Origin of the sequence: Micromonospora sp. CA-246542, assembly GCF_050942905.1 — a bacterium.
In the GTDB taxonomy this organism is placed as follows: Bacteria; Actinomycetota; Actinomycetes; order Mycobacteriales; family Micromonosporaceae; genus Micromonospora.
Map to the genome: position 1 here is coordinate 6,452,113 of NZ_CP192040.1, position 20,170 is coordinate 6,472,282.

General features: G+C 72.7%; 22 protein-coding genes and 1 pseudogene. 10 read left to right on the forward strand and 13 right to left on the reverse strand.

Features of this window, described 5'->3' with window-relative positions; genetic code table 11:
• Positions 1-284: 284 nt before the first annotated feature.
• The 3 genes from ACQP0N_RS29975 (at position 285) to ACQP0N_RS29985 (ending at position 3,555) form a co-directional block, all read left to right on the forward strand.
• Positions 285-1,238 carry an ECF subfamily RNA polymerase sigma factor, BldN family gene (locus ACQP0N_RS29975; protein ID WP_355050812.1) on the forward strand — a complete coding sequence of 318 codons (954 nt, stop codon included), beginning with the start codon at positions 285-287 and terminating at the stop codon, positions 1,236-1,238.
• 289 nt (positions 1,239-1,527) lie between these two features.
• Positions 1,528-2,394, forward strand: a complete 867-nt coding sequence (locus tag ACQP0N_RS29980) for a DUF5667 domain-containing protein (protein ID WP_433115747.1) — start codon at positions 1,528-1,530, stop codon at positions 2,392-2,394.
• A gap of 285 nt (positions 2,395-2,679) precedes the next feature.
• Positions 2,680-3,555 carry an HAD family hydrolase gene (locus tag ACQP0N_RS29985; RefSeq protein ID WP_433115749.1) on the forward strand — a complete coding sequence of 292 codons (876 nt, stop codon included), beginning with the start codon at positions 2,680-2,682 and terminating at the stop codon, positions 3,553-3,555.
• Positions 3,556-3,558: 3 nt separating this feature from the next.
• On the opposite strand, the gene ACQP0N_RS29990 is transcribed toward ACQP0N_RS29985, so the two are convergent.
• From ACQP0N_RS29990 to ACQP0N_RS30035, 10 genes and pseudogenes are all read right to left on the reverse strand, one after another.
• Positions 3,559-4,425: a lysophospholipid acyltransferase family protein gene (locus ACQP0N_RS29990; RefSeq protein WP_433121882.1), complete on the reverse strand. Its 867-nt coding sequence runs from the start codon at positions 4,423-4,425 to the stop codon at positions 3,559-3,561.
• 293 nt (positions 4,426-4,718) lie between these two features.
• Positions 4,719-5,795, reverse strand: a complete 1,077-nt coding sequence (locus tag ACQP0N_RS29995; protein WP_433115751.1) for an NAD-dependent epimerase/dehydratase family protein — start codon at positions 5,793-5,795, stop codon at positions 4,719-4,721.
• 119 nt (positions 5,796-5,914) lie between these two features.
• Complete coding sequence (locus ACQP0N_RS30000; protein WP_007465623.1) at positions 5,915-6,016, reverse strand: 30S ribosomal protein bS22; 102 nt, start codon at positions 6,014-6,016, stop codon at positions 5,915-5,917.
• A 214-nt stretch (positions 6,017-6,230) separates the two neighbouring features.
• Positions 6,231-6,440: a helix-turn-helix domain-containing protein gene (locus ACQP0N_RS30005; protein ID WP_007465625.1), complete on the reverse strand. Its 210-nt coding sequence runs from the start codon at positions 6,438-6,440 to the stop codon at positions 6,231-6,233.
• Positions 6,441-6,700: 260 nt separating this feature from the next.
• Positions 6,701-7,885, reverse strand: a complete 1,185-nt coding sequence (locus tag ACQP0N_RS30010; RefSeq protein WP_355050816.1) for an ABC transporter permease — start codon at positions 7,883-7,885, stop codon at positions 6,701-6,703.
• A gap of 209 nt (positions 7,886-8,094) precedes the next feature.
• Positions 8,095-8,934: pseudogene (locus ACQP0N_RS30015) on the reverse strand (ABC transporter ATP-binding protein); the annotation flags it as partial.
• Positions 8,931-10,310, reverse strand: a complete 1,380-nt coding sequence (locus ACQP0N_RS30020) for an efflux RND transporter periplasmic adaptor subunit (RefSeq protein ID WP_433115753.1) — start codon at positions 10,308-10,310, stop codon at positions 8,931-8,933. The pseudogene ACQP0N_RS30015 and the gene ACQP0N_RS30020, both read right to left, overlap by 4 nt.
• Positions 10,311-10,332: 22 nt before the next feature.
• Positions 10,333-11,622 (reverse strand): hypothetical protein, encoded by a 1,290-nt coding sequence (locus ACQP0N_RS30025; protein ID WP_433115755.1) that lies wholly within the window; start codon positions 11,620-11,622, stop codon positions 10,333-10,335.
• A 61-nt stretch (positions 11,623-11,683) separates the two neighbouring features.
• Complete coding sequence (locus ACQP0N_RS30030; RefSeq protein ID WP_433115757.1) at positions 11,684-12,259, reverse strand: TetR/AcrR family transcriptional regulator; 576 nt, start codon at positions 12,257-12,259, stop codon at positions 11,684-11,686.
• A gap of 68 nt (positions 12,260-12,327) precedes the next feature.
• Positions 12,328-13,248: a proline dehydrogenase family protein gene (locus tag ACQP0N_RS30035; protein WP_433115758.1), complete on the reverse strand. Its 921-nt coding sequence runs from the start codon at positions 13,246-13,248 to the stop codon at positions 12,328-12,330.
• An 85-nt stretch (positions 13,249-13,333) separates the two neighbouring features.
• Between ACQP0N_RS30035 and ACQP0N_RS30040 the strand changes: the two genes are divergently transcribed.
• The 3 genes from ACQP0N_RS30040 to ACQP0N_RS30050 are packed head-to-tail and all read left to right on the forward strand — an operon-like array spanning position 13,334 to position 15,377.
• A complete protein-coding gene (locus ACQP0N_RS30040) occupies positions 13,334-13,603 on the forward strand; it encodes a hypothetical protein (protein WP_433115760.1) in 270 nt (89 codons plus the stop codon).
• Between the two features lies 1 nt (position 13,604).
• Positions 13,605-14,771, forward strand: coding sequence for a glutathionylspermidine synthase family protein (locus tag ACQP0N_RS30045; RefSeq protein ID WP_433115762.1), 1,167 nt, complete (start codon positions 13,605-13,607; stop codon positions 14,769-14,771).
• Positions 14,772-14,789: 18 nt separating this feature from the next.
• Positions 14,790-15,377, forward strand: coding sequence for a CGNR zinc finger domain-containing protein (locus tag ACQP0N_RS30050; protein WP_355050824.1), 588 nt, complete (start codon positions 14,790-14,792; stop codon positions 15,375-15,377).
• Between the two features lie 9 nt (positions 15,378-15,386).
• On the opposite strand, the gene ACQP0N_RS30055 is transcribed toward ACQP0N_RS30050, so the two are convergent.
• The gene (locus ACQP0N_RS30055) at positions 15,387-16,193 is read right to left on the reverse strand and encodes a sugar phosphate isomerase/epimerase family protein (RefSeq protein WP_396799897.1); all 807 of its coding nucleotides are present in this window, start codon (positions 16,191-16,193) and stop codon (positions 15,387-15,389) included.
• A gap of 75 nt (positions 16,194-16,268) precedes the next feature.
• Positions 16,269-17,213 (reverse strand): Ppx/GppA phosphatase family protein, encoded by a 945-nt coding sequence (locus ACQP0N_RS30060; RefSeq protein WP_433115764.1) that lies wholly within the window; start codon positions 17,211-17,213, stop codon positions 16,269-16,271.
• Between the two features lie 80 nt (positions 17,214-17,293).
• On the opposite strand from ACQP0N_RS30060, the gene ACQP0N_RS30065 reads away from it, so the two are divergent.
• The 3 genes from ACQP0N_RS30065 to ACQP0N_RS30075 are packed head-to-tail and all read left to right on the forward strand — an operon-like array spanning position 17,294 to position 18,709.
• Positions 17,294-18,091: a hypothetical protein gene (locus ACQP0N_RS30065; RefSeq protein WP_396800294.1), complete on the forward strand. Its 798-nt coding sequence runs from the start codon at positions 17,294-17,296 to the stop codon at positions 18,089-18,091.
• A 34-nt stretch (positions 18,092-18,125) separates the two neighbouring features.
• Entirely contained in the window at positions 18,126-18,326 is a 201-nt protein-coding gene (locus ACQP0N_RS30070) for a hypothetical protein (protein WP_433115766.1), read from the forward strand.
• A 32-nt stretch (positions 18,327-18,358) separates the two neighbouring features.
• Positions 18,359-18,709, forward strand: coding sequence for a type II toxin-antitoxin system death-on-curing family toxin (locus tag ACQP0N_RS30075; protein WP_433115768.1), 351 nt, complete (start codon positions 18,359-18,361; stop codon positions 18,707-18,709).
• 10 nt (positions 18,710-18,719) lie between these two features.
• Here the strand turns inward: ACQP0N_RS30075 and ACQP0N_RS30080 are convergent, their stop codons facing one another.
• On the reverse strand, positions 18,720-19,298 hold the full coding sequence (locus ACQP0N_RS30080; RefSeq protein WP_433115770.1) for a TetR/AcrR family transcriptional regulator: 579 nt from the start codon (positions 19,296-19,298) through the stop codon (positions 18,720-18,722).
• Positions 19,299-19,483: 185 nt separating this feature from the next.
• Here ACQP0N_RS30080 and ACQP0N_RS30085 point away from each other — a divergent pair, with 185 nt between their 5' ends.
• Positions 19,484-20,137: an NADPH-dependent F420 reductase gene (locus tag ACQP0N_RS30085; protein WP_433115772.1), complete on the forward strand. Its 654-nt coding sequence runs from the start codon at positions 19,484-19,486 to the stop codon at positions 20,135-20,137.
• Positions 20,138-20,170: the final 33 nt, after the last annotated feature.

A 20,170-nucleotide genomic window follows, 5' to 3' on the forward strand; every position in this document is an offset into this window, starting at 1 on the left:
GCGACACAGCGGGAAATACTTCCGCCTTGTGTAACGGACTTGCCACGCGCGGGTGACGTTGGCCCTATTATCACTCGGGTCGGCTCACCCCATTTGCCGTGAGTCGACACCCCTCAGCCCGAGGAGGCCCCCGTGCCTGTGAGCGCATTGGACCAGCACCTCAAGGGGAACTGCCGCCCGTCGGCACACCCCGGAACAGTCCTGCCCGACCGGCTGCCCGGTCGGTCCGCACCGACGACCCGCAAACCGGCCCGTCCGGCCACCAAGGGGACGGGGGCGGCGCGATGACCACCTTTGGATACGCGGAACGCCCCGTCGGCCTGACCGGCCAGACGCCCCGCTCGCAGGTCAACGAACGGCCGGCAACCCGCGCGCCGCTGGGCGACCCGCACGCCGCACCGCGTGGCGAGAGCCCCGCGCAGCGGACCCGCAACCGCCCGCACACCAACGAGCCTCCGCCGAGACCGGCGGTCCCCGGTGGCAACGCGATGCCGACCGGCGGTCGGGTCGCCGCGCCGACCCGACCGACCATGCCGTCGCAGGGACGCCGGGCCGGCGACGCCCCGGCTCCGGCCACCGACCCGGCGGCGGGCGAGACGGCGGTGATCCCGGCGGTTCCGGCCGCCACACCGACCACGCCGACCGGTTTCCCGAGCCGCCCGGACCCGTCCGACCCGGCCACCGAGGTCTGGACGCTTGTCGAGCGGGCGCAGGCCGGTGAGTCAGCGGCGTTCGGTCTCATCTACGACAGGTACGTGGACACCGTCTTCCGGTTCGTCTACTTCCGGGTCGGCAACCGTCAGCTCGCCGAGGACCTGACGTCGGACACGTTCCTGCGCGCCCTCAAGCGGATCGGGAGCTTCACCTGGCAGGGCCGCGACCTCGGCGCCTGGCTGGTGACCATCGCCCGCAACCTGGTCGCGGACCACTTCAAGTCCGGCCGGTACCGGCTGGAGGTCACCACGGGCGACGTGCTCGACGCCGACCGGGAGGATCGCGGCCCCGAGGGCAGCCCGGAAGCGGCGGTGGTCGAACACATCACCAATGTCGCCCTGCTCACGGCCGTCAAACAGCTCAACCCGGAACAGCAGGAGTGCATCGTGCTCCGGTTCCTGCAGGGCTTCTCGGTGGCCGAGACGGCCCGCGCCATGGGCAAGAACGAGGGTGCCATCAAGGCTCTGCAGTACCGGGCCGTCCGTGCGCTGGCACGACTGCTGCCCGACGGTTTCCAACCGTGATTCGCTAGCCGCCCCGACGAGCGTCGATCACTGTCTGCGCAGCTCAGGGCGGGTCTCACTCGGTGACGCCGATCACTTTCTGTGATTTCCGCTCCGCCCGGCCCGTAACCCGTGCCCGGCCCGCCGCGTTTCTCCGGGTGCGACCGGTGGACGTCCCGGCAGGGCCGGGGCACCGAGGTCCGCCCGGCAGTCCGGGCGGCGCCTCACCTCCGTGGTGTCACAAACGCCGCCCGGTCGCCGTAAACCACGGCGGCCGACCGGCCGTGACCAGCGAGAGGAGGTGCCTGCGGTGGACAACGACCTCTTCTCCCGCCGGCGTGCCGAGCGCTTCGCGCAACTTCTCGACGAGGCCAACGGCGGCCGGCGGCACCACGTGCGGTCCCGGGTGGACAGCCAGCTGGCGCCGCTCGTCGCGGTGGGCCAGCGGATCAGCGCCGATCCTCCGACCGTCGAGGTTGATCCCGACTTCCGCACCGGCCTGCGGGCGATGCTGCTCGCCACCGCCGAGCGCGAGGGGATCGGCACGACCCCGGCGACCGCCGAGCCGGCCGCCACCACGAGCCGTGGCTCGCTGCTGCCGGCGGTCACCGCCCGGCGGGCCCGTGCCCGGGGAGCGATCCTGGTGGGCATCGCCGCCGGCGCCATCGCCGTCTCCGGCATCTCCGCCGCCAGCGAGAACGCCGTTCCCGGCGACGCGCTCTACGGGATGAAGCGCTCCACCGAGCGAGCGCAACTCGCCCTGGCCAGCTCGGACATCAGCCGTGGCCAGCTCTTCCTGGACTTCGCCCGGACCCGGCTCGGCGAGGCGGCCGAGCTGCGCGGCGACCGCATCGGCTACAGCGCCGTCCTCGACGACATGGACGCCGACACCCGGCAGGGCACCCGCCTGCTCACCGCCGCCGCCGTGCAGCGCGCCGAGCCGGCCAGCCTCGACGCCGTCAACACGTTCGTCGCCAGCCAGCGACGGGCGGTGAGCAACCTGCTCGACGGCGCCGACCGGGCCGACCGGGAACGGACCCGGCGGTCGCTGGCCCTGCTGGACAGCATCCGGGAGCGGTCGGACGCGGTACGCGCCGCCATCGCGTGCGGTCTGCCGGCGCCGACCGGCAGCGACACCCTCGGCCCCACCCCGAGCACCTGCCCCGGCGCACGCTGACCCGACGGCGAGACCCGGCCCGCTGGGCCGCACGGCGAAACCGGGCCCGCTGGCCCGAACCGCGAGACCCGGCCCGCTGGCCCGCACCGCAGGGCCCGGCCCGCTGGCCCGAACGGCGAGACCCGGCCCGCTGGCCCGCACGGTGAAACCAGCTCCGCTGACCGCCACGCGAGAGCGCACGACCGACCGGTCGGTGCACGGTTCTCCGTGCCCGGCCGGTCGGTCGTGCGTTCCGGATACCCTCGCTGGAGGCATCGTCGTAGCTGCGGAAGGAGGGGAAGTCGCGTGGCGCGCAGCCGCAGGATGACGGTCAGCACCGACGTCCAGGGACACACCGCCGGATGGGCGGAGACCGACCTCGCGTCGGTCACCCCGCCCGCACCGGACCCGACCGCCGCCGCCTTCTTCGACGTCGACAACACGATGATGCAGGGCGCGTCGATCTACTGGTTCGCCCGGGGGCTCGCCGCCCGGAACTACTTCACGACCGCCGACCTGGCCCGCTTCGCCTGGCAGCAGCTCCGGTTCCGGTTGCTCGCCCGGGAACACGCGGGCGACATGTCCCAGGCGAAGGAGGCCGCGCTGGCCTTCGTCGAGGGGTGGCGGGTCGACGACGTGGAACGCCTCTCGGAGGAGATCTTCGACGAGCTGATGGCCCCCCGGATCTGGGCCGGTACCCGCCAGCTCGCCCAACACCACCTGGACGCCGGCCAACGCGTGTGGCTGGTCAGCGCCGCCCCGGTCGAGATCGGTCGGGTGATCGCCGCCCGGCTCGGCCTGACGGGTGCGATCGGCACGGTGGCCGAGGTGCGGGCCGGGGCGTACACCGGGCGGTTGGTGGGCGACCTCATGCACGGGCCGGCGAAGGCCGAGGCGGTCACCCAGCTCGCCGCCGTGGAAGGGCTGGACCTGAGCCGCTGCGCGGCGTACAGCGACTCGGCCAACGACCTGCCGCTGCTCTCCGCGGTGGGCCGGGCGGTCGCGGTCAACCCGGACGGCACGTTGCTGCGGCAGGCCCGCCAGCGGGGCTGGGAGGTACGGGACTTCCGTACCGGCCGTCGAGCCGTCAAGATCGCCGTACCGTCGACGGCGGCGGCCGGGCTCGTCGCCGGCGCGGTCACCGCCGGCCTGGCCCTCCAGCGTCGCCGCCGCGCCGGCTGAGCGTCAGGGGCCGAACGGATCGGGTCGCCGTTCCAGCAGCGTGTGCAGGGTCTGCTGGATGGTCTCCCGCACCTGGTCGGCGAGGTTGAAGACGACCAGCGGATCGTCCGCCGAGTCGGTCAGGTGTGCGGTGGGGATCGGCGGGCAGAACTCGATCAGCCACTTGCTGGGCAGCGGCACCATCCCCAGCGGCCCGAGCCACGGGAAGGTCGGCGTCACCGGGAAGTACGGCAGCTTGAGCAGTCGCGCGAGGGGTTTGATGTCGGCGAGCATCGGATAGATCTCCTCGCCGCCGACGATCGCGACCGGGACGATCGGGGTGCCGGTACGCAGCGCCGCCGAGACGAAGCCGCCCCGACCGAACCGTTGCAGCTTGTACCGGTCGGCGTAGAGCTTGCCGATGCCCTTGAACCCCTCGGGGAACACGCCGACCAGCTCGCCACCGCCGAGTAGCCGCTCGGCGTCCGGGTTGCAGGCCACCGTGCCGCCGGTCTTGCGGGCGATCTCCGACACCACCGGCATCCGGAACACCAGGTCGGCGCCGAGCAGGCGCAGGTAGCGGCGGGCCGGGTGCTTGTCGTGCAGGGCCGCCGACAGGATCAACGCGTCCAGCGCCACGGTGCCGGAGTGGTTGCCGACCACCAGGGCGGGCCCATCGACGGGTACGTGCTCCACCCCGCTGACCTCGGTACGGAACCAGTCCCGGTAGAGCAGCCGCAGCAACGGGTGGAAGACCGCGTCGGTCAACTCCGGGTCGAAGCCGAACTCGTCGACCTCGTAGTCCCCGGCCAACCGTCGACGCAGGAACGCCAGGCCGTTGGCGACCCGGCGGTCCCACTGGTCCCCGGGCCGATCCGCCACCGCCGGCACGGTGCCACCGCCGGAAGCCGGCACGGTGCCACCGCCGGAAGCCGGCACGGTGCCACCGGAGGCGGGCGGTCTTCCGCTGGCCGGCTCGTCGGTCGTGCCGGTGCCGACCTTGTCGGCGGCCGTGACCGCCGGGCCGTCGGTCGGCGTTTCGACCTCGTCGCCGGGTGTCGCGGTGGGCGCGAGCCGGGCCACCGGGCGGTGGCCGTTGCGCCGCGCCGGCTCCGCGGCCGGCACGGGCGGAACCAGCGGTACGTCGAACCGACCGACCCCCTGCGGGTCCTGGCCCTGCCCGGTCATGACGTGCGCTCCCGGACCGCGGCACGGACCTGCCGGATGCCGTCCAGAACCAGCTGTTCGGCGGCGGCCAACTGACCCCGGTTGAGCACCGCCCTACCGTGGTGGGCGCGGATGAAGTCCTCGAACGCCTCGGCGGTGGAGCGCGGCGTGAAGCCGTACTCCTGCTCGAGGCGCGTGGTGTCGACGACCCGGCCGTGCACGAAGAGATCGACCTGGTCGAGGCCGTAGCGGCCGACCCCCATGGTGCGGGCCAGCGCCGCCGCGCCGGACAGCCCCGGCTCGAGCACCGGCACGGCCACCCGACCGGCCCGCCGGATCGCCTGGGACAGCGACAACACCCCGGGGCCGGCGACGTTGTAGGTGCCCGGATGGTCTTCCACGATCGACCGGTGCAGCACCTCCAACGCGTCGTCGAAGTGCAGGAACTGTAGCCGAGGATCGCGGCCGAACACGGTCGGCACGAACGGCTGCGCGAAGTAGCGCGTCAGGGTCGTGTCGGCGGTCGAACCGATGAACGGGGCGAACCGCAGCACCGTCGCGGTCACGTCGGCCCGACGGCGGCGGAAACCTCGGACGTACCCCTCGACGTCGAGAATGTCGCGGCCGAAACCGCCGCGCGGCACCTCGCGCGGCTCGGTCTCCTCGGTGAACACCGCCGGGTCGCGGAACGACACCCCGTATGCGGCGGTCGACGACCGGACCACGAGCTTGCGGAGGCGGGGCGCCCGCTGGCAGGCGGCGAGGAGCTGCATGGTTCCGATGACGTTCTGGTCCTTCATGGCCGACCGGCCACCGTGCTGCCGGTCGGGAGAGCTGACCAACGCGAGGTGGACCACCGCGTCGACGTCCAGGTCGGCGAGGAGCCCACCGAGCGAACCCGGGTCGACACGGATGCGCTCGACCCGGTCCAGCAGATCGGTGAACTCGGCGGCCGGCTCCGGCGCGTCCACGCCGATGACCCGCTCGATACGCGGATCGGCGGCCAGTCGGGCCGCCACGTGGGCGCCCAGGTAACGACCGACCCCGGTCACGACGACGACCCCCGGAGCACCTGGGGTGCTACCGGGGGTCATCTGACGCACCTACGCCGACAGGCGGGATCGAGCCGGGACGACCACGGCCTGATCACCTGAGCCTCCGGAGGTCGACAGTTTGGCAAGCGACGCGGGTGCCGGGCTGAGCCCGGCGCCGGTCACTTGCCGAGACGGCGACGCTGGACGCGGGTCTTGCGCAGCAGCTTGCGGTGCTTCTTCTTAGCCATGCGCTTACGGCGCTTCTTGACCACCGAGCCCATACGACAGCCTTTCGATACAACGTGCGGGGCGGACCGGATGACACCACGCAGGTGACGACGGAGACCGCATGCGGACAACGGACCGGACCAGTCTGGGCGGCGGGGCGCACCGGCAGGGTCTCGATCGCGCTCCAGGGTAGCCGCAGAGCGTCAGCAGGACCAACGCGCCCCCGTCCATGACGCCTAGGGGGCGCTCAATCGGCCGTCCGGTGCCTCAGGCGGTTTCCTGAAAGGCGCCCCGCAGGTATTCGTGCACCGCGTGCTCGGGCACCCGGAACGACCGGCCCACCCGGACCGCGGTCAGCTCACCGCTGTGCACGAGGCGATAGACCGTCATCTTCGACACCCGCATGACCGTCGCCACCTCCGCGACGGTCAGGAACTTGACCTCCGACAGCCGTCCGTCGGACTGCGACCCGGCCATGGCTCACCGACCCATCCCATGCCCGGCGCGGGCCAACCCGACGGATGCTCCGGGCCGGGCGGCGACGCGCGTGTTACCAGTACGGTAGCGGGGCGGCTGTGACCGGCGCGATCCCTTCGTACAACTGATCATGTTTCGGTGTTCGGTTCACCCGATCCGGCCCGCCGTTATCTCCCCGGCTGCGTCCGTCGTCCGGTTGCTCACTCGGCGCGCAGCGCCACCACGGTTGCTCACTCGGCGCGCAGCGCGACCACGGTTGCTCACTCGGCGCGCAGCGCCACCACCGGGTCGAGCCGGCCGGCGCGCTGCGCGGGGACCACGCCGAAGACGATCCCCACCGCCGCCGACACACCGAAGGCCAGCGCCAGCGACCACCAGGTGATCGCGGCGGGGATCGGTGACAACGCGTCCACCAGCAGGGCGGTGCCCACGCCCAGCGCCATCCCGGTCAGCCCGCCGATGGTGGTGAGCAGGACCGCCTCCAGCAGGAACTGCACACCGATGTCGCGGGGTCGTGCGCCGACGGCCTTGCGCAGCCCGATCTCCCGGGTCCGTTCGCGGACGCTGACCAGCATGATGTTGGAGACGCCGACGCCGCCGACGAGCAGCGAGATGCCGGCGATGGCGGCGAGCACACCGGTGAGTACGCCGAGGATGTCGCCGAGCACACCGAGGATCTGCTGCTGCGTGACCGCGCTGAACTCGGTGTCCGGGTGCCGGCGGTTCAGCTCCGCGACGATGCGTTCGCCCAACTCGTCGATCCGTTCCCGGTCGGGCGCCTTGACGGCGATGCCGTCCACCCGCTGGGTGCCCCAGAGGCGCTGTGCGGCGGTCACCGGTACGTGCACCTCGTCGTCCCGGTCGACGCCGAGACTCTGCCCGAGGGGCGCGAAGACGCCGATGACCCGGAACCGTACGCCGGCGAGGGTGACCTGTTGACCCAGCGGATCGCGGTCGGGAAACAACGCGCGGGCCACCGAGTCACCCAGCACCGCGACCCGCCGGCTGGTGTCCACGTCCGTGCCGGTGAGGTACCGGCCCCGGGCCAGCGAGCGGGTGAACACCGTCGGCGTGGTCTCCAGGACGCCCTGCACGGTGGTGAAGTCCGAGCGCGCGCCGGCCCGCGCGGTCGCCCCCGAGGCGACGGTGACCGCGACCCGCTGGGGATCGCCGACGACGCGGGAGACCGCGTCCGCGTCCTTGAGCGTCAACGGCGAGACCACCGGCGCGGTGCCCACCTCGATCTTGCCGGGGACCACCAGCAGCAGGTTGGAGCCGAGCCCCTCGACCTGCTGCTCCACCTTCTGCTTGGTGCCGGTGCCGATGGCGACCAGCAACACCACCGACGCGACACCGATGATCACGCCGAGCATGGTGAGCGAACTGCGCAGCCGGTTGGCGCGCAACGCGTCCAGCGCGACCCGCCACGCCTCGGCGACCCTCACGCCGCACCGTCCCCGGACCCGCGCACGTCGGCCGCGCCGCGCCGCGGACCGGACCCGCGCACGTCGGCCTCCGCGCGATCCGGACCGGGCTCGCGCACATCGGCCTCCGCGCGATCCGGGCCAGGTTCGCGCTCGTCGGCCTCCGCGCGATCCGGGCCAGGTTCGCGCTCGTCGGCCTCCGCGCGATCCGGGCCGGGTACGAGCGGAAGGCGTCCGGTGGCTCCGGCGGCGCCACCGGAGCCACCGGACGGGTGCCCCGGGCCGTTTCCGGACACGGACCGGGGCTCCGCGCTGGGAGCGGGGACCAGTGTCTCAGGTCGACCGTGATCGACGGACGGCGGTCGATCATGAAGGTCGTCGGCGCTGTCCGCCACCACCACACCGTCGCGCATGGTGATGCGACGCGCGGCCCGCGCCGCCACCTCCTGGTCGTGGGTGACCATCACCAGCGCCACCCCGGACTCCGCGTTCAACCGCTCCAACAGTTCCAGGACCGCCGCGCCGGTCACACTGTCCAGGTTGCCGGTCGGCTCGTCGGCCAGCAGCACCGTCGGCTCGGTGACCAGCGCGCGGGCGATGGCGACCCGCTGCTGCTCGCCACCGGACATCTGGTTGGGCCGGTGGTCGAGCCGGTGCCCGAGACCGACCCGGCCCAGCATCGCCGCCGCCCGCTCCCGGCGCTGCCGGGCCGACACCCCCCGATAGACCAGCGGCAACGCCACGTTCTCCACCGCCGACGTACGCGGCAGCAGGTGGAACGCCTGGAAGACGAAGCCGATCGTCTCGTTGCGCAGGGCGGCCATCTCCGGTGGGGAGAGGGTGTTGACGTCCCGCCCGCCGATCACCAACCGTCCACCGGTGGGCCGGTCGAGACCGCCCAGCAGGTGCATGAGCGTGGACTTGCCGGAGCCGGACGGGCCGACAAGCGCCACGTAGTCCCCCGGCTGCACGGTCAGCGAGACCCCGCGCAGCGCCTCGACCGACACCCCGTCGAGCTGGTACGTGCGCGACACGTCCACCGCCTCGATGGCCGGCGGGGCGTCGGTCACCGCACCTCCTGGCCGTCGCGCACCTGGTCGGTGCCGCGTACCACGATCCGGTCACCGGCCTGGACGCCGTTGAGGATCTGCACCAGGTCGGCCCCCTGGACGCCCACGGTCACCGGCGCCCGGTCGGCCTTGCCGTCGCGGACCACCCACACGGCGTCCCGGCCGTCGGCGGAGAAGACGGCCGAGGCGGGAACGGTCACCGCGTCGGCCGCCTCGCGTACGCGCAGGTGCACGATCGCGTTCATGCCCGGGCGGGGCGTGGGGGCGGGCTCGTCCTCGGCCAGCTTTCCCGCGCCCAGCGCGAGGCGTACCCGGTAGGTGACCCCGCCCTGCGCGGAGCTGGTGGGGAGCACGTCGACCGAGCGGACGGTGGCGTCGTAGCTGGCGCCGGTCACGGCGTCCAGTTCGACGGTGGCGGTCACGCCGGGCTTGACCAGCAGCACGTCGGTCTCGTCCACGTCGGCGAGCAGTCCGAGCTGCCCGGTGTCCACGATGGTCAGCACGGGTGTGCCGGCGGTGACCTGACCGCCGACCACGACGGCGTCGTCGACCCCGGCCGGCGGGCCGGCCTGCGCGGGAGACAGGGCCGACGGGTCGATCCCGGCCCCACCGGCCTGTTCCAACAGCCCGGCCAGACCGCCGCTCGGGCCACTGCCGGCCCGGGTGCCGCCCGGCTGCACCACCCCGCCGATGGGGGCGCGCAGGGTCAGCGCGTCAACGGTCGCCTTGGCCAGGTCGTACGCCTGCTGGGCCTGCAGCCGTTGCGCCGCGGACAGCGAGCCGACGGCGGAGTTCAACCCGCTGATCCCCCGCTGCACCGCGCGGACGGCCGCGTCGGCGCTCTCCGCGGCGGCGGCGTACTGCCGCTGGGCGGACGTCACCTGGGCCAGCAGCGCGTCCCGCAACTGCTGGTCGGCGATCTTCTCGGCGGCCTTGCGGGCGGCGTCGAACGCCTCGTCGGCGGCCCTGTCGGTGCCCCGCCGGCTGCTGGTCAGGTTGCCGGTGGAGACACCCCGGCCGGCGCGCTTCGCCGCGTCCAGCGCCTCCTTCGCCTGGCGCAGGCGGGCCTGGGCCGACGGGGACGCGACCACCGCGAGCACCTGACCGCGCTTCACCCGCTGCCCAGGCTGGACCCGCAGGCTGGCCAGGGTGCCGTCGGCGGGCGAGGTGAGACTGGCGGCGGCCCGGGCGGTCACCGTCGCCGGAGCGTCGATCACCTCGCTGACCGGGTTACGGGCGGCCGAGGCGAGCGCGACCGGCGGCTGGTCGTCACCGCAGGAGGCGGCGGTCGTGGCGGTGAGGACGGCGACGGCGGTCAGGGCGATGAGCAGGCGGGGCCGCGTGGGGCTTGCGGGCCTCGGCAGGTCGGGGCGCACCCATCGATGGTACGGCGCACCGTCACGCGGCGGTGGCGCGGACGTACGCCACGCACTCGTCGTGCAACGTCGACCAGTCCTCGCCGAACGCCTCGTCGGCGGCGGCGGCGAGCGTCGCACGGTCGTGCACCACGGCCTTGAAGAACGTCAACAGCCGCTCCGGCCCGAACCGGTCGACGAGGTGACGGACGGCGAGGTAGCCGACGCCGTAGCTGCCGCCGACCCGTTCGGCGGGCGCGTCGTCGGTGGGCGTGACGCCCTCCAACCGGCCGTCCCAACCGCCCTGGACCAGTTTGCGCACCTCCGCGAGCCCTTCGTACCGGTCGACCGGCCGACCGCCGGAACCCGAGAACTCGGCCAGCCCTTCGACGAGCCACCAGGTCGTCTTGCCCGGGTATCCGCGCTCGGGCAGCGACGCGGCGTGGGTCAGCTCGTGCCGGAGCAGGTCATCGGCGCCGCTGCCGGGCAGCCCTTCGGCGTTGAGCACCACCTCGTGGTGGCCGCCGCCGACCGTCACCGCGTACCCGCCGGTCCACTGTGGCCGCCCGCCGCCGTACCAGCGTTGCCACTCCGTGCGGCCCGCGTAGAAGATCCGGTAGCGGTCCGGGGGCGAGCCCGCCACGACGTACGTGTCGGCGACCTTGGCCGCCGCCTCGGCCTGGGTGAGCAGGGCGGGCAGCTTGCCGCGCAGCGCGGGTGTGGTGGCGACGATGGTCCGCGCGCCGACCGCCACGACCAGGTCGCTGACTTCCCAAGGCCGGGTGCCGGTCTCGGCGGACTTCGACTCCTCGACGGCGACCAGTCGGGGCGCGTCCCCGTTCTCCCGCCAGCGGGTGCCGATCAGCACCGGGCTCGGTCGGCAGTCGGCCGCGACGAAGCAGTACTGGAAGCGCACGAGTAGCCGCCACTCCCCCGGCCTGCCGACGATCGGCGTGGGCAGACCGCTCGGTTCGGCCCGCCAGACGGTCACCTTGAGGGCCCGCAGGGCGGCGAATCGGCGGCGCAGGTCGGCGTGCGCGGCCGGATCGGCGATGGCGAGGAAGGCGGTGCGGTCGCCGCCGAGCAGCGCCGCGGACTGCTGCCGGAGCTGCGCGGTCATCCGGTCGGACAGCGCACGGGCGACGGCGGTGGCCGGGTCGTCGGTGGCGATGGCTCCGGCCCGGCTGAGCGTGGCCCGGCCGTTGGCTTCCCGGATGACCCCGACCACCAGCACCGCCGGAAGGCCGCAGCCCAGCAGCAGGACGACAACGACGAGTACGGTCCACAGCGGCCAGAGCCGCCGCGGTGCTGGCTGCTGCACCCCGTCAGTCACCCGCCGAAGGGTACGACCAATCGGCGAATCGGGCGAGGCCGACCCGGCCCGATCGGTCGGGTCAGGCCCCGCGAGCCGGCCACGAGCGGAAGGCGGTGTCCAGCCCGGCGACCAACTGGTGGTACGACCGGTCGACCTCGCGGGGCAGACCGAAGCCGCCGGCTGCCTCCAGGGCGACGAAGCCGTGCAGGGCGCTGCGCAGGGCGCGGGTCGCGTCCACCGCGTCGTCGCCGGTGAGCCCGTAGCCGCGCAGCACCGCGAAGATGGCGCCCACCGCGCGTTCGCCGGCCTCGACGTGCTCCGGGTCGGACGGGTCGGGCACCCGCTGGGTGGTCGCGTAGCGCCCGGGGTGCCGGCGGGCGTACGCGCGGTAGGCGTCGGCCATCGCGCGCAGGGCGTCCCCGCCGGCCCGGCCGGCGGCGGCCGTGGTCAGCTCGGTGGCCAGCTCGGCGGTGGCGAGCGCGGAGAGCTTCTGGCTCAGCGCGTCGGCCCCGCGGATGTGCTTGTAGAGGCTGGGCAGCGCGACGCCGAGTCGGCTGGCGAGCGCGGCGAGGGTGAGCTGTTCGTAGCCGACCTCGTCGGCGAGCCGGGCGGCTTCGCGCACCACGGTCTGCTGGTTGAGCCCGGCCCTAGGCACCGATACACACCCGGCTAGCGTTCATAGCCTGAAAGCTAACTCCGCTAGCCGGGCGCGTCAAGCCGCGGTCACTTCTTGGAGATCAGGGCACGGCCGAAGAAGACCAGGTTCGCCGGGCGCTCGGCGAGCCGACGCATCAGGTAGCCGTACCACTCGTCGCCGTACGGGACGTAGGTGCGCACCGTGTAGCCCTCGCCGGCCAGCCGGGCCTGCTCCTCGGGACGGATGCCGTAGAGCATCTGGAACTCGAAGCGCTCCGGCCCCCGGTCGAACCAGCGCGCCCGGTCCTCGCCGATCGAGATCATCCGCGGGTCGTGCGTCGCCAGCATCGGGTACCCGTCGCCGGACATGAGGATGTTCATGCAGCGGACGTAGGACTTGTCCACCTCGCGGGCCGACTGGTAGGCCACCGACTCCGGCTCCTTGTAGGCGCCCTTGCACAGGCGCACCCGCGACCCGGCCGAGGACAGCTCCCGGCAGTCCGACTCGGTCCGCCGCAGGTACGCCTGGAGCACCGCCCCCGTCGACGGGAAGTCCTTGCGCAGCTTCGCCAGCACCTCCAACGTCGAGTCGGTGGTGGTGTGGTCCTCCATGTCCAGCGTGACGGTGGTGCCCGCCTTGTCGGCGGCCGCGCAGATCGCCCGCACGTTGTCGTACGCCAACTGTTCGTCGAACAACTGGCCGAGCGCGGAGAGCTTCACGCTCACCTCGGCGGCCGGCGTGAGCCCGGCCCCGGAGAGCATCGACAGCAGCTTCAGGTACTCGTCCCGGGTGGCCGTGGCCTGCTCGGGGGTGACGGTGTCCTCGCCCAGGTGGTCGAGGGTGACGGCCAGCCCGTCGTCGACGAGCCCGCGGGTCGCGCGCAACGCGTCGTCGGTGGCGGCGCCGGCGACGAACCGGCGGACGACGTCCCGGGTGTACGGGGCGGTCGCGACGAGCCGCTCGACCTGGGATGACCGGGAGGCGGCGAGGATGACGGAACGGAGCATGAGCCGAGCGTATCGCCCCTGCCAGGAGCCCCGCCCGGCGGCGGCTGGGGCTGCGGCGCTGGCGTCGATCGGCTACAACGATGCCGTGAACCAAAGCCCCCGCCGCCGGCTCCGGTCGGCCTCCGTGCAGCTCGGCGCGCTCACCGCTCTCGCGCTCGCCCTCTCCGGCTGCAACATGACCTCCGACGACGACGATGACGACTGCGCTCTCGGGCCGGTCGGTGGCGGTGGCACGGTCGCGCTGGGGATGCGGGTGTCCGCCCCCACCGCGGAGCGGACCGGCGGCGATCCGACGACCGCCGCCCTGCCCGAGCGCGGCGGGTTCGGCACCCACCTCGCCTCCTGCGGCGGCTGACGTGCGACGCGAGGCCGTAACGCCCCGGCCCGACTGGGATGCCACCATCCGGGCCCAGGGCCTGGTGTACGTCGACACCGAACTGCCCGACGGCGGGATCATGTCGTACTGGGACGAGACCGCCGCGTACGCCTTCGACCTGGACGAGGTGCTGCGGCTGGAGGAGGCCACCGAGGAGCTGCACCGAATGTCGGTGGCCGCCGCCGAGTACGTGGTGGCCCAGCGCCGGTACGCCGAGTTCGGCATCCCGGAGTGGGCCGCGGAGGCGGTGGCCCGGTCCCTGCGCGAGGCGCCGCCCACCCTCTACGGGCGATTCGACCTGGCGTACGACGGCACCTGGCCGCCGAAGATGCTGGAGTACAACGCGGACACCCCGACGGCGCTCGTCGAGGCGAGCATCGTCCAGTGGTACTGGCTGGAGCAGACCCGCCCCGACCTGGACCAGTGGAACAGCCTGCACGAGCGGCTGGTCGGCGCCTGGGCCAAGATCGGCGCCGGGCTGCACGACCCCCGGGTGCACGTGCTCTGGTCGAACGAGGAGGAGTCGGGCGAGGACCACATGACCGCCGGCTACCTCGCCGAGACCGCCCGGCAGGCCGGCCTGGACGTCGAGCTGCAACCCATCCAGGAGATCGGCTGGGACGGCCGGCGCTTCGTCGACGCCGCCGACCGCCCGGTGACCACCTGCTTCAAGCTCTACCCGTGGGAGTGGATGCTCGCCGAGCCGTACGGGCCGTCGGCGCTGGCCCCGGGCACCCCGACCACCTGGATCGAGCCCGCCTGGAAGCTGCTGCTGTCCAACAAGGCGCTGCTCGCGATCCTCTGGGAGCTGTACCCCGGCCACGAGTACCTGCTCCCGGCGTACCTCGACTCGCCGCGCGGCATGCCCGAGTACGTGGCCAAGCCCCTGCTCGGCCGCGAGGGCGGCTCGGTGCGCATCGTCACCGCCGCCGAGGAGATCACCAACCCGGGGATCTACGGCGACGAGGGCTGGTGCTACCAGGAGTTCCGGGCGCTGCCGCAGTTCGACGGCAACCGGACGGTGCTGGGTAGCTGGATCGTCGACGGCGAGTCGGCCGGGTTGGGCGTCCGCGAGAGCGCGAGTCTGATCACCGACGGCTACGCGCGGTTCCTACCGCACTACATCGACGCGCCGCGCGCCCCGTGAGTCGTCTACCGTTGGGGTGTGAACTTCGACGCGTACGCCCGGACCGGCGTTGACCTGGTCAACGCCCGCCTGGACGACCTCGACGACCTGCGGGCCCTCTTCCCCGACGACAACGCCTGGATGCGCGACGAGGTCGCCGACCGGGATGTCGCCATCTTCCGACGGGCCCAGAAGCGGTTGCGCGACGTCTTCGAGTACGGCACCTCGGGGCGCGACGCCCAGGCGGTGACCGAGCTGAACGCGCTGTTGGAGGCGTTCCCGGTCCAGCCGCGCATCTCCGGGCACGACTCCAGCGACTGGCACATGCACGTGACCAGCCGGGGCGCCTCGGTCAGCGCCGAATACCTGGCTGGCGCGGTCTGGGGGCTCTCGGTGTGGCTCTGCGAGTACGGCAGCGCCCGCTTCGGGGTCTGCGCCGACGAGCGGTGCGGCAACGTCTACCTGGACACGTCGTCCAACTGCTGCCGGCGGTTCTGCTCCGAGCGCTGCGCCACCCGCTCGCACGTGGCGGCGCACCGGGCCCGCAAGCGTGCCGCGGTCGGCGAGCAGGCGACGGTCGCCCCGCAGCCGACCTCGACGACCGAGTCGCTTACCCCGGTCAGCTGACCCGCCAGGTCAGACGTCGACCGGTGACGGCGCGGTGAGGTGCTCGCGGGCGAACTCGAGCGAAGTCCGCAGGTCCGCCTCGCGCACCGCGCGGCTCTTCGCGCCCCGGGTCGCCACCTCGACGGCCACCGCACCGGTGAAACCCCGACCGGCCAGCGAGGAGAGCAGTTCCCCGCAGGGCTGGGTGCCGCGCCCGGGCACCAGGTGCTCGTCACGGCCCTCGCCGGTGCCATCGCCCAGGTGCACGTGGGCGAGCCCCGCGCCCATCCGGTCGGCCATGGCGAGGGGGTCACTGTGCGAGGCCGCGCAGTGTGAAAGATCCAGGGTGTACGACGGGTAGCCGGTGTCGGTGGGATCCCATCCGGGGACGTACGGGACGAACTGCCGGCCCGCCATGCGCACCGGGTACATGTTCTCCACGGCGAAGCGGAGCCCGGAGAACCGCTCCTCGACTCTGGCCAGCCCCTCGGCGAACCCGCGTGCGTAGTCGCGCTGCCAGGTGAACGGCGGGTGCACCACCACCGTCGGCGCACCGAGCGTCTCGGCCAGCTCCGCGGCCTTGCGCAACCGCTGCCACGGGTCCGGGCTCCACACCCGCTGCGTCACCAGGAGGCAGGGCGCGTGCACCGAGAGCACCGGAACGCCGTAGTGCGACGACAGGCCGCGCAAGGCGCCCGCGTCCTGGCTGACGACGTCGGTCCACACCATCACCTCGACGCCGTCGTAGCCGAGCGCCGCGGCCAGCTGGAACGCCGCAGCGGTCGGCTCGGGGAAGACCGACGAGCTGGACAGGAGCACGGGGACTCGGGACGTCACACCAGCCAGCCTAGCCCGGCTGTCACGGGGTCATCAGGACGAGCATCGGCAAACCCGTCGGGGGCCGAGGGGCGGTCACATCGGTTCGAGTTGATCGAGCCGACGGAGGATGACCCCCTCGCGCAGGGCCCACGGGCAGATGTCCATGGCATCCAGGTCGAGCCGGCGCATCACCGCCTCGGCGACCACCGCGCCCGCCAACAGTTGGTGGGCCCGGCCCGCGCCGACGCCCTCCAACTCCATCAGCTGGACGGGCGTCATGTGCCGGATGAAGCCGATGATCTGCCGCAGGCCGGCACGGGTCAGCCTGCGGTGCACCCAGAGGCCGGCGCCGGACGGCGCCGCGCCGGCCAGTCGCGCCAGGGTGCGGAACGTCTTCGAGGTTGCCGCCACCCGGTCCCAGCCCACCTCGGTCATCTGGTCGACCACCTTGTCCAGCCGGCTGTCGACGTACTCCCGTAGCTTGTCGACGGCCTCGGCGGACGACGGCGTGGTGCTGGCCGGGTCGACCCGCAGTTGCTCGCGGGTCAGACGCCCGGCGCCCAGCGGCAGCGAGACCGCCACGTCCGGGTCCTCGTCGATTCCGGCGGCGATCTCCAGGGAGCCGCCACCGATGTCGAGCACCAGCAGACGCCCCGCCGACCAGCCGAACCAGCGCCGTACCGCCAGGAACGTCATCCGTGCCTCGTCCGCGCCGGAGAGCACCTCCAGGCGTACGCCGGTCTCGTCACGGACCCGGGCGAGCACGTCGGCCGCGTTGGTGGCGTCGCGGACCGCGGAGGTGGCGAACGCGATCAGGTCGTCGGCCTCCAGCCCGGTGGCCGCCGCCCTGGCCATGCCGACCGCCTTGACCAGGCTGTCCGCACCCACCGTTGTCAACGCCCCGTCCGGGCCGATCTGTTCGGCGAGACGCAGGACGACCTTCTCCGAGTGGGCCGGCCAGGGGTGCGCGCCGTGATGGGCGTCGACCACCAGCAGGTGCACCGTGTTGGATCCGACGTCGAGGACACCCAGTCGCATGGTGAAGACCCTAGGTGCAACACGTTCGTGCGGCTCGTCGGCCCGCGGACGGCACCACGCGTACGCTGGTCCGGGTGACGATGGAGCTCCGCGTGCTGGTGGACGACCCGGGCGACCCGCGCAGCCGGGAGGTGCCGCTGGACTTTCCCCGGGAGTGGATCGAGTTCGCCGACCCGGCGGACGAGACCCACCTGATCCGGGCCGACCTGACCTGGCTGCTCTCCCGCTGGACCTGCATCTTCGGGCAGGGATGCCACGGCATCATCGCCGGCCGGGCCGCCGACGGCTGCTGCTCGCACGGGGCGTTCTTCACCGACTCCGACGACGAGAAGCGGGTCCGCCGCGCCGTCAAGCTGCTCACCCCGTCGACCTGGCAGCACTTCCAGCGCGGGTTCAAGAACTGGACCGACGAGGACACCATCGACGGCAAGAACCCCGCTCGCCGCACCGCCACCCAGGGTGCCGACGGGCCGTGCGTCTTCCTCAACGACGCCGACTTCGTCGGCGGGGGTGGTTGCGCGCTGCACGCCCAGGCGCTGCGCGACGGTGTGCACCCGCTCGAATACAAGCCGGACGTCTGCTGGCAGCTCCCCATCCGGCGTGACCAGGACTGGGTGAAGCGTCCGGACAACACCAAGGTGTTGGTGTCCACCCTGTCCGAGTTCGACCGGCGGGGCTGGGGCGCCGGTGGGCACGACCTCGACTGGTGGTGCACCTCGTCGACCGATGCGCACGTCGGGGCCGAGCCGATGTACCTGTCGTACGGTCCGGAGCTGACCGCGCTGATCGGCGCGGCGGCGTACGAGCGGCTGGCCGAGCTGTGCGCGGCCCGGGTACGACAGGGCCTGGTCGCCCCCCACCCCGCCGACGATCTCTAGCCGATCTTGGTAGCAGTGTTGCTACCATATTCGGATGGCAATGACCCTCCGGCTGGATGACGAACGCGAACGGCGACTCCGTCTCGTCGCGGACGAGGAGGACCGATCCATGCACGCCGTCGTGGTCACCGCCATCGACGACTACCTGGCGCGACGGAACGCCAAGGAGTTCGGCGACCTCGCCGACGAAATCGTCGAACGACACGCGACCCTGCTCGCCCGCCTCGCCGAGTGATGGCAGAGGTTCGATACCCCACCCTCGCCGATGTGGCCGGCATCGCCCGCAAGCTCGGCGTGGGAATCAGGGACGCCGGCCTCGTGGAGTCGGCGGTGGCTCGGCCGAGAACGAGCGTCTTCGGCGAAGACGCCTACCCCGATCTCTGGACCAAAGCGGCGGCGCTGCTGCACTCACTGGCGAACAACTATCCGTTCGTGGATGGCAACAAGCGGATCAGCTGGATCGTGACTGTCGCCTTCCTGTTGCAGAACCGCGCCGTCAGCATCGACCAACTCGACGAGACCGATCAGGACGTCGCGTACGACCTCGTCATCGGCGTGGCGGAGAGTCGCCTGACGGAAGTCGCCGAAATCGCCGTCGCCCTGCGCAAACTGTTCTGAAGGCTCGGAGTCAGCCGAGGGCGGCGTCGACGAGGGTGCGGGCGCTCCGCCGGGCCGCCTCCGCGATCGCCGGATCGCCGTCCAGCACCCCGCTGGCCAGCCCACCGTCGATCAGCAGGGTGAGCTGACGGGCGAGCAGTTCCGGGTCGGCCGCCCCGGCCCTGCGGGCCAGCTCGGTCACCCAGGCCCGGACGACGGTCTTGTGCTCGACCGTCCGGGCGTGCACCGGACCGCCGGCGGGCGACTCGGCCGCCGTGTTGATGAACGCGCAGCCGTGGTAGCCGTCCCGACGACAGGCGCTGACGAGGGCGTCGAACATCCCGACGAGCTGGTCGCGCGGCTCGTCGCCGGCCTCCCGGGCCGCCGCCCGTAGCGCGCCGAACCACGCCTGGTCGACCCGGTCCAGGTACGCCAGCACCAGGTCGTCCTTGCGCGGGAAGTGCTTGTAGAGCGTCGCCTTGGCGACGCCCGACTCGGCGATGACCGTGTCCACCCCCACGCCGCGCGGACCGTGCGCGTAGAAGAGCCGGAACGCGGTGTCCAGGATCCGGTCCCGGGCCGAGCCGGCCGGCGTGCGGTGCACGGGCATCGGCACTCCCTCGTCGTTGCTGGTGACGGGCACGATTTTACAGACAGCTTCGTCTACAGACAGCTCCGTCTGCTGCCGCTCGGTCTGCTGCCGCCGTCCATGAGGGACACCGGTAGACAGACCTGTCTGTTAGCCTATGGACAGTCGGCGCGAGGCCACCGCGCCCGAGTGGAGGATCGATCGACATGCGCATCGCAGTTCTCGGCACCGGCTCGGTGGGACAGGCCATCGCGGCCCGTACGGCGGAGCTGGGCCACCAGGTCACCATCGGCACCCGGGACGTCGCGGCCACGCGGGCCGGCGCGTACGCCGCCTGGGCTGCCGAACACCCAGAGGTCGGCCTGGAGACCCTGGCTGTGGCGGCAGCCGACGCCGAACTGGTCGTCAACGCGACCAGTGGCACCGGATCCCTGCCGGCACTCACCGCGGCCGGCGCGGCGAACCTGGCCGGCAAGGTCCTGCTCGACATCGCCAACCCGCTCGACTTCAGCGCGGGTTTCCCGCCCACCCTGACCGTCCCGGACACCGACTCCCTGGCCGAGCGCATCCAGCGGGAGTTCCCGCAGGCCAAGGTCGTCAAGTCACTCAACACACTCACCGCCGAGCTGATGGTGCGCCCGCGGCAGCTCGCCGACGGTGACCACAGCGTCTTCGTCTCGGGCGACGACGCCGAGGCGAAGCGGATCGTCACGGGGCTGCTCGTGAGCTTCGGGCACACCGACGTGATCGACCTCGGTGACCTCTCCACCGCCCGGGGCGTCGAGATGCTGATGCCCCTGTGGCTGCGGCTCTACGGCCGGCTCGACACCGCCATCTTCAACCTCAAGGTCGTCCGCTGAGCGGACGCCGAGAGCCCGAAGGGGGTCCACGCC

What these genes read in the sequence shown, in the direction of transcription:
- ACQP0N_RS29975 (WP_355050812.1), top strand. Translation starts at nt 285, where the DNA reads ATGACCACCTTTGGATACGCGGAACGCCCCGTCGGCCTGACCGGCCAG.
- ACQP0N_RS29995 (WP_433115751.1), bottom strand. Translation starts at nt 5,795, where the DNA reads ATGACCCCCGGTAGCACCCCAGGTGCTCCGGGGGTCGTCGTCGTGACC.
- ACQP0N_RS30000 (WP_007465623.1), bottom strand. Translation starts at nt 6,016, where the DNA reads ATGGGCTCGGTGGTCAAGAAGCGCCGTAAGCGCATGGCTAAGAAGAAG.
- ACQP0N_RS30005 (WP_007465625.1), bottom strand. Translation starts at nt 6,440, where the DNA reads ATGGCCGGGTCGCAGTCCGACGGACGGCTGTCGGAGGTCAAGTTCCTG.
- ACQP0N_RS30035 (WP_433115758.1), bottom strand. Translation starts at nt 13,248, where the DNA reads ATGCTCCGTTCCGTCATCCTCGCCGCCTCCCGGTCATCCCAGGTCGAG.
- ACQP0N_RS30060 (WP_433115764.1), bottom strand. Translation starts at nt 17,213, where the DNA reads ATGCGACTGGGTGTCCTCGACGTCGGATCCAACACGGTGCACCTGCTG.
- ACQP0N_RS30065 (WP_396800294.1), top strand. Translation starts at nt 17,294, where the DNA reads ATGGAGCTCCGCGTGCTGGTGGACGACCCGGGCGACCCGCGCAGCCGG.
- ACQP0N_RS30070 (WP_433115766.1), top strand. Translation starts at nt 18,126, where the DNA reads ATGGCAATGACCCTCCGGCTGGATGACGAACGCGAACGGCGACTCCGT.
- ACQP0N_RS30080 (WP_433115770.1), bottom strand. Translation starts at nt 19,298, where the DNA reads ATGCCCGTGCACCGCACGCCGGCCGGCTCGGCCCGGGACCGGATCCTG.
- ACQP0N_RS30085 (WP_433115772.1), top strand. Translation starts at nt 19,484, where the DNA reads ATGCGCATCGCAGTTCTCGGCACCGGCTCGGTGGGACAGGCCATCGCG.